The sequence below is a fragment of the Bradyrhizobium sp. genome, assembly GCF_049581145.1.
GTDB lineage: Bacteria > Pseudomonadota > Alphaproteobacteria > Rhizobiales > Xanthobacteraceae > Bradyrhizobium.
Genome location: NZ_JBAURI010001052.1, coordinates 1 through 7,926 on the forward strand (window position 1 = coordinate 1; position 7,926 = coordinate 7,926).

Consider the following 7,926-nt stretch of genomic DNA (forward strand, 5'->3'; position numbering starts at 1 on the left):
CTGGCGCGCCGCGCCGCCGGCCCCAGCTGACGGCGCGCCATGGTCACCCTGCGGTTTGTCGAAGGACTGCACAACCTCGTGGATGGCGTGGAGGTCGTGCTGTCCGACATCTGGGGCGTGGTCCACAACGGCATCGAGGCATTCCCGGAGGCCTGCCAGGCGCTGCACAGCTTTCGAAGTCGGGGCGGCACCGTCATTCTCATCACCAATGCGCCGCGGCAGGCCGAATCCGTGCAGCGGCAACTGCGCAAGCTCGGCGTCGCCGACGAGACCTATGACGCGATCGTCAGTTCGGGCGACCTGACCCGGCTCTATGTCGCCGACCATCCCGGACGCAAGCTGTTCTGGCTCGGCCCCGAGCGCGACGCGTCGATCTATCGCGGCCTCGATGCGGTGCTTTCGCCGCTGCAGGAGGCCGATTACATCGTATGCACCGGGCTGCTCGACGACGAGACCGAGACCGCCGAGGATTACCGCGCGATGATGCTCGAGGCGCGCGAGCGCAAGCTCCCGCTGATCTGCGCCAATCCCGATATCGTGGTGGAGCGCGGCGACCGGCTGATCTACTGTGCCGGCGCGATCGCCGAGCTCTATCGCGAGCTCGGCGGCGAGGTGATCTTCTACGGCAAGCCGCACCGGCCGATCTATGAGCGCGCCATCGAACTCGCGACCGCGCAGCGCCGCGGCCAGACGGTGCAGCCGGGCCAGGTGCTCGCGATCGGCGATTCCGTGCGCACCGATCTCGCCGGCGCGCACGGTTTCGGCATCGATTGCCTGTTCGTGACGCGGGGCATTCACTCGGAGGAATTCGAGGGGATCGATCAACTCGATCCGGCGTCGGTGAAGGAATTGTTCGGCCACCCGCCACGCGCGTTGATCCGCGAGCTGCGGTGGTAGAACGCGCAGAGACCACCTTCGGATGTCGTGCCGGCGAACGGCGGGACCCATAACCACCGGAGTGGTTGTTGAACGGGCGTCAGCCAAATTGCCTTGTCGGATAGATCACCCGGTATGGGTCCCGGCCGGAGCCTGTCATCGGGCGGCGCTTTGCGCCGACCCGTTGGCCGGGACGACGCAGAGGGTATCGCCCTCGCGCCCTTACGCGCTCGCCATGTCCGGGAATACCGCCTCGATCTTGGTCTTCAGTGTCGCGGCGTTGAACGGCTTGACGATGTAGTTGTTGACGCCGGCCTTCTTCGCCGCAATCACGTTCTCGGTCTTGGACTCCGCGGTGATCATGATGAAGGGGGTGGTGGCGAGGTTGGGGTCGGCGCGCACCTCGCGGAGCAGGTCATAGCCGGTCATCGGCTCCATGTTCCAGTCGGAGATCACAAGCCCGTATTTCTTGACGCGCATCTTGTTCAGCGCGGCGGATCCGTCGCTGGCGTCATCGATATTATCGAAACCGAGCTGCTTCAGCAGGTTCCGGATAATCCGGATCATGGTGCTGTAGTCATCCACCACCAGAACCGACATCGACAGATCAACCGCCATCTTTACTTCCCCGCGCGAACGAATCCTGCACACCGAAACCGAGCCGGCTCAGAGGCCATCTGCTCGGCCAAATCCAGCTCAAGAACTAGCACCAGCCCTTAAACAGCCCGTTAACTGCGCACAGCAGCGGCGACGCCACGCCGCGCAACGACGCCTTGGGCCGGCGTTCCGATACTTGACTTCTTCGCACCGCCCAAGTCACGGTCCGGCCACGCCGAATCCCGAAGCAAATCCCGAAGCAATCCCGGAAATGACGCCCGCTTTTACCGTTATCCGTGACAATACGCCCACTGCCGCCATTCCCAGGGGAGCGGTGGTGGCGATGGGCAATTTTGACGGCGTCCATCTCGGGCATCGGGCCGTCATCGGCGCGGCGCTGGAGATGGCTCGAGCGCATGGCCGACCTGCGCTGGCCGTGACCTTCGAGCCGCATCCGCGCCGCTTCTTCAGCCCGAACACCCCGCAATTCCGGCTCTCCGATGAAGCCGCAAAGCTCCGGCTATTGGCCGGAACCGGTCTGTCCGGTGCCGTGGTCATGACGTTCGACAAGACCCGGGCCCAGACCACGGCGCAGGATTTCATTCACCATGACCTGATCGAGCGGCTCGGGATAAGCGGGATCGCTGTCGGCTATGATTTCCATTTCGGCAAGGGCCGGGTCGGCTCGCCGAGCCTGTTGGTAAGCGAGGCGCCCCGGCTCGGCATCGAGGTCGACGTGCAGCCGCATGTCGATATCGAGGAGCGGCCGGTGTCGTCCAGCGCGATTCGGATGGCGCTGGCCGAAGGCGAGATCGCGGAAGCGACCGCGATGCTCGGCGGCCCCTGGTTCGTGACCGGGGAGGTGATCCATGGCGAGAAACGCGGCCGCGAGCTTGGTTACCCCACCGCCAATATCCGTCTCGACCAGCATTGCGGGCTGAGACACGGGATCTATGCCGTGCGGGTCGGCCGCGGCCAACAGCGCCTCGACGGCGTCGCCAGTTTCGGCCGCAGGCCGACCTTCGACAATGGCGCGCCGCTGCTGGAGATCTTCCTGTTCGATTTCAAGGGCGATCTCTACGGCGAGAGCCTTGATGTCGCCTTCATCGGCTTCATCCGCGAGGAAGTGAGATTTGCGGGGATAGAGGCGCTGGTGCGCCAGATGGACGACGACAGCCTGAAAGCCCGCGCGCAACTGGCCGCGGCGCCGGCTGCGTTTCCAAAGCTCGGGGCGATCGGCTAAACGGCGCAAGAGCAAGGCGCGGGATCAGGCCTTTGCGATTTCCGCACGCCCCTGCTATGGACACCCGTATGTTCGCGCGGCGCACCATCGGCATTAGCGGCCCGGCTTCCGCCTGAGCTTTGGCTCGGCGCAAGACCGGGATGTCCTCGTTGATCCGCGATTGATCGTGTTTCAGCGCCTCTTCCAGGCCGAAACTTCAAGCCAGATTTTCCCAGTCAAGACCAGAGCCCGATGTCCGAAAAGCCGCCAAAGTCCGACGCCACAGATTATTCCAAAACCCTGTTCCTGCCGCAGACGGAGTTCCCGATGCGCGCCGGCCTGCCCCAGCGCGAGCCGGAGATGCTCAAGCGCTGGAACGATATCCAGCTCTACGAGAAGCTGCGCGTAGCGGCCAAGGGCCGGACCAAATTCGTCCTCCATGACGGGCCGCCCTATGCCAATGGCAACATCCATATCGGGCACGCGCTGAACAAGATCCTGAAGGACGTCGTCACCAAGAGCCAGCAGATGCTCGGCTTCGATTCCAACTATGTGCCGGGCTGGGACTGCCACGGCCTGCCCATCCAATGGAAGATCGAGGAAGAAAACTACCGCTCCAAGGGCAAGGCCAAACCGGACTTTCGCAACCCCGCCGCGATGGTGGCGTTCCGCAAGGAGTGCCGCGCCTATGCGACGCGCTGGCTCAACGTGCAGCGCGAGGAGTTCAAGCGGCTCGGCATCATCGGCGACTGGGACCATCCCTACGCCACGATGGATTATTTCGCCGAGGCGCAGATCGCCCGCGAACTGATGAAATTCGCCGGCAACGGCACGCTGTATCGCGGCTCCAAGCCGGTGATGTGGAGCGTGGTGGAAAAGACCGCGCTCGCCGAGGCCGAGGTCGAATACGAGGATTACACCTCGGATACGGTGTGGGTGAAGTTTCCGGTCACCTCGCCGGCGCACGGCGCGCTGGCGTCGGCAAGTGTCGTGATCTGGACCACGACGCCGTGGACGCTGCCCGGCAACCGCGCCATCAGCTTCTCCCCGAAGATCGCCTACGGGCTCTACAAGGTGACCGATGCGCCGGCCGACAACTGGGTGAAGCACGGCGATCTCCTGATCCTGGCGGATGCGCTGGCGGACAGCGTGTTCAAGCAGGCCCGCGTCGCGGCCTATGAGAAGCTGCGCGACATCTCCACCGATACGCTCGACGCGATGGAATGCGCCCATCCGTTGAAGAGTCTCGGCGGGTACTCTTTCACGGTCCCGCTGCTTCCCGGCGATCACGTCACCGATGACACCGGCACCGGCTTCGTGCACACGGCCCCGGGCCACGGCCGCGAGGACTTCGACGTCTGGATGGCACATGCGCAAGAGCTGGAGAGCCGCGGCATCGCCACCACGATCCCCTACACCGTCGACGAAAACGGCGCCTTGACCGACCATGCGCCGGGCTTCGCCGGCAAACGCGTCATCAACGACAAGGGCGAAAAGGGCGATGCCAACGAGGCCGTGATCAAGGCGCTGATCGAGGCCGGCATGCTGCTCGCGCGCGGGCGGCTGAAGCACCAATATCCGCATTCCTGGCGGTCCAAGAAGCCGGTGATCTTCCGCAACACGCCGCAATGGTTCATCGCGATGGATAAGCCTATTGTGGACCCCCCGGGCACGCCCGGGGCTATGGGCATCGCTGGCCACGGCCAGGCGAAGCCCGGCGACACGCTGCGCGCCCGCGCGCTGCGCGCGATCTCGGTGACGCAGTGGGTGCCGCCGTCGGGACAGAACCGCATCAACGGCATGATCGAGAGCCGCCCCGACTGGGTGATCTCGCGCCAGCGCGCCTGGGGGGTACCGATCGCCGTGTTCGTGCGCGAGAAGGGCGACGGCTCCGCCGAGATCCTGCAGGACCAGGCGGTCAACAAGCGCATCGCCGACGCCTTCGATCAGGAGGGCGCCGATGCCTGGTACATGGACGGCGCGCGCGAGCGGTTTCTCGGCGCGCTTGCCAATGAAGACTGGAAGAAGATCGACGACATCTGCGACGTCTGGTTCGACTCCGGCTCGACCCATGCGTTCGTGCTGGAAGACCCTGTACATTTCCCGGGGCTCGCCGGCATCAGGCGCAAGATCGATGGCGGCCAGGACACCGTGATGTATCTGGAAGGAAGCGACCAGCACCGTGGCTGGTTTCATTCCTCGCTGCTGGAAAGCTGCGGCACCCGCGGCCGCGCGCCCTATGACGTGGTGCTGACCCACGGCTTCACGCTGGACGAGAACGGCCGCAAGATGTCGAAGTCGCTCGGCAACACCGTCGAGCCGCAGAAGGTGATCAAGGATTCCGGCGCCGATATCCTGCGGCTGTGGGTCTGCGCCACCGACTATGCCGACGACCAGCGCATCGGCCCGGAAATCCTCAAGAACACCATCGAGACCTACCGCAAGCTGCGCAACTCGATCCGCTGGATGCTCGGCACGCTGCACCATTTCAAGCCGGACGATAAAGTCGCGCATGCCGAAATGCCGGAGCTGGAGCGGCTGATGCTGCATCATCTCGCCGAGCAGGCCGGGATCGTGCACAGGGCCTATGCTGCGTTCGACTACAAGACCGTGGTCGCGACGCTATCCGCGTTCATGAATTCGGAATTGTCGGCATTCTATTTCGACATCCGCAAAGACACGCTGTATTGCGACCCGGCCTCGTCGCCGGCGCGGAAATCCGCGCTGACCGCGATTGACATCATCTGCGACGCGATCCTGCGCTGGCTCGCGCCGGTCTTGAGCTTCACCTGCGACGAGGCATGGCGGCTCTACCGACCCGACGCCGAGCCGTCGGTGCATCTGGTGCTGTTCCCCCAAGGCCTGGAAAAATTCCGTGGCGATGCGCTGGCCGAAAAATGGCAGACCATCCGCAACGTTCGCCGCGTCGTGACCGGGGCGCTGGAGCTGGAACGCGCCGCAAAACGCATCGGCTCGTCGCTCGAAGCCTCGCCCGTGGTCTATGTTGCCGATCCCGAGATCTTCAGGACGCTGTTCGATGTCGACCTCGCCGAAATCTGCATCACCTCAAGTGCCGAAGTGACCAATGACGATGCCCCGCAAGCCGCCTTCCGGCTTGCTGATGTCTCTGACGTCGCCGTCGTGGTCGAGAAGGCGGTCGGCACCAAATGCGCACGCTCCTGGAAGATCCTGCCCACCGTCGGCGAAGACCCCGATTATCCCGACGTGTCGCCGCGCGATGCCAAGGCGCTGCGCGAATGGAAGGCGCTGGGAGGGAGCCTCTAAACTCCATCGTCGTTCCCGCGAAAGCGGGGACCCACAGCCACAGGCGGTTCCAGTGAAGCGAGAGCGTAGTCACAGGCATTTTGCCGAATACAGAGATCACCCGGTATGGGTCCCGGCTTTCGCCGGGACGACGTCTCTTCGTCTTGCGGCGGCATCTTCGACATGACCCCACTCCGCTCCGGCCTCCTGGCCGCCGTCATGACGCTGATCATCGACCAGGCCTCGAAGGCTTGGCTGCTCTACGTGTTCGACATCGCCCACCGCGGCACGGTACGGGTGACGCCGTTCTTCGATCTCGTGCTGGCCTGGAATATCGGAATCAGCTTCGGCTTGTTCCAGAACGACAGCCAGGCCGCCCAATTCACCTTGATGGCGGTCAAGGTGCTGGCCGTGATCGCGCTCGGCATCTGGATGATGCGCTCGCAGACCCGGATGGCAACCGTCGCGCTCGGACTGATCATCGGCGGCGCGGTCGGCAATGGCATCGACCGGCTGGCCCATGGCGCGGTGGTCGATTTTGCCCTGTTTCACCTCCAGATCGGTGGAAATACCTATAATTGGTACGTGTTCAACCTTGCGGACGCAGCCATTGTTGCCGGGGTGATCGGCCTGTTGTATGATTCCTTCGTGGGGGTCCCCGCCGTAAAAGTGCCCTGATCCCGGTCGATACGACCAGACTGAGTACAGCCAAAGAGGCGGAACATGGCGCTCAGGCGCCGCTGTCTCTGGCGCGCGGAAATTCTTGGCCCGCAGCAGTTTTGGCCCGCAGAAAGAGCAGGTAGAGCGATGCGCAAATCCGAACTCAGCGGTTGGATGCGACGCGGTTCCTCAGGCACGGCAAGGCGCGCCGTGCATATCTCAGCAATGGTTCTTGGCGTGGGTCTGCTGCTGGCGTCCGGTGCGGCCCGCGCCGGCGATGACGACGATGATGACAAGACCTTCGAGGAAAAGGTCATTGAAGGCCTGATGAAGGGCATGGGTGCCACCAACATGGACAACGGCGGCATCGACTATCGCGAGCGCTCGCCGCTGGTGGTACCGCCGAAGCTCGACCTGCCGCCGCCGGCTTCTGCCTCCGCGGAAGTGAAAGTGCCGAACTGGCCGAAGGATCCGGATGTCCAGCGCCATAAGCAGGAGGTCGCCCGGCGCAAGAAGGAGAACAAGGACCCTGTCGAGGCCGCGCGCGTGCTGAGCCCCAGCGAGCTCAATGTCGGCAAGACCGCGCCCAGCGGCGCCAGCACCCATGGTTCCGAATCAGAGCAGCCCGGCGGCGACCCCGGCACCAACGCGGTCCTGAGCCCTTCGCAGCTCGGCTTCGACGGCCGATTCTCCAACCTGTTCGGCGGCGGTAACAAGGCCGAGACCAAGGAGTTCAAGGCCGAACCGCCGCGGGAATCCCTGACCGAGCCGCCGCCCGGATACCAGACGCCGTCGCCGAACTTTGCCTACGGCACCGGGCCGAAGGAATCGATGAACAAGGAATACAACCCGGCCGCCGGGAAGTATGGCGAATAGCCGCATTTTCTCTCGCGGCTTCGTGACGATCACCCACCGGCCGCGCGGTGTAGCATGCCGCGGTTTATCCCGGGCGATGTTGCCCGGGGCAACTGACAGGTCATGATGTCCCCATACCGTCTCGCCATTTCGCTATTCGCAGCGCTCGTTCTTTTCACAACCGGCGCCTTCGCCCAGACCACCCTGACGTCCGACCCTCCGGCAAGCTTCACGCTGCCCAACGGCCTGCAGGTCGTTGTGATCCAGGACCATCGCACACCGGTCGTGACGCAGATGGTCTGGTACAAGGTCGGCTCCGCGGACGAGACGCCGGGCAAATCCGGGCTCGCGCATTTTCTCGAACATCTGATGTTCAAGGGGACGGCCAAGCATCCGGCCGGCGAATTCTCGCAAACCGTGCTGAAGGTCGGCGGCAACGAGAACGCCTTCAC

General features: G+C 64.1%; 7 protein-coding genes. 6 read left to right on the forward strand and 1 reads right to left on the reverse strand.

All coding sequences use genetic code 11. The features are described 5' to 3' along the window. Positions 1 to 39 precede the first annotated feature (39 nt). On the forward strand, positions 40 to 897 hold the full coding sequence (locus tag WCB02_RS34050; protein WP_423965445.1) for a TIGR01459 family HAD-type hydrolase: 858 nt from the start codon (positions 40 to 42) through the stop codon (positions 895 to 897). Positions 898 to 1,098: 201 nt separating this feature from the next. Here the strand turns inward: WCB02_RS34050 and WCB02_RS34055 are convergent, their stop codons facing one another. Further along, a complete protein-coding gene (locus WCB02_RS34055) occupies positions 1,099 to 1,494 on the reverse strand; it encodes a response regulator (protein WP_423965447.1) in 396 nt (131 codons plus the stop codon). Positions 1,495 to 1,744: 250 nt separating this feature from the next. On the opposite strand from WCB02_RS34055, the gene WCB02_RS34060 reads away from it, so the two are divergent. The 5 genes from WCB02_RS34060 to WCB02_RS34080 all read left to right on the forward strand — a co-directional run. Beyond that, positions 1,745 to 2,716, forward strand: coding sequence for a bifunctional riboflavin kinase/FAD synthetase (locus WCB02_RS34060; RefSeq protein WP_423965449.1), 972 nt, complete (start codon positions 1,745 to 1,747; stop codon positions 2,714 to 2,716). A gap of 231 nt (positions 2,717 to 2,947) precedes the next feature. Then, positions 2,948 to 5,980, forward strand: a complete 3,033-nt coding sequence (ileS, locus tag WCB02_RS34065) for an isoleucine--tRNA ligase (RefSeq protein WP_423965451.1) — start codon at positions 2,948 to 2,950, stop codon at positions 5,978 to 5,980. A 162-nt stretch (positions 5,981 to 6,142) separates the two neighbouring features. Further along, positions 6,143 to 6,637, forward strand: coding sequence for a signal peptidase II (lspA, locus tag WCB02_RS34070; protein ID WP_423965454.1), 495 nt, complete (start codon positions 6,143 to 6,145; stop codon positions 6,635 to 6,637). Between the two features lie 207 nt (positions 6,638 to 6,844). Continuing rightward, positions 6,845 to 7,495, forward strand: coding sequence for a hypothetical protein (locus WCB02_RS34075; RefSeq protein WP_423965456.1), 651 nt, complete (start codon positions 6,845 to 6,847; stop codon positions 7,493 to 7,495). A 102-nt stretch (positions 7,496 to 7,597) separates the two neighbouring features. Further along, positions 7,598 to 7,926, forward strand: a 329-nt coding sequence (locus tag WCB02_RS34080; protein ID WP_423965459.1) for a M16 family metallopeptidase, incomplete at its 3' end; no start/stop codon positions are given.

Coding starts and splice junctions, on each gene's coding strand:
- WCB02_RS34060 (WP_423965449.1), top strand. CDS start 1,745: ATGACGCCCGCTTTTACCGTTATCCGTGACAATACGCCCACTGCCGCC.
- WCB02_RS34050 (WP_423965445.1), top strand. CDS start 40: ATGGTCACCCTGCGGTTTGTCGAAGGACTGCACAACCTCGTGGATGGC.
- WCB02_RS34055 (WP_423965447.1), bottom strand. CDS start 1,494: ATGGCGGTTGATCTGTCGATGTCGGTTCTGGTGGTGGATGACTACAGC.
- lspA (WP_423965454.1), top strand. CDS start 6,143: ATGACCCCACTCCGCTCCGGCCTCCTGGCCGCCGTCATGACGCTGATC.
- WCB02_RS34075 (WP_423965456.1), top strand. CDS start 6,845: ATGGTTCTTGGCGTGGGTCTGCTGCTGGCGTCCGGTGCGGCCCGCGCC.
- ileS (WP_423965451.1), top strand. CDS start 2,948: ATGTCCGAAAAGCCGCCAAAGTCCGACGCCACAGATTATTCCAAAACC.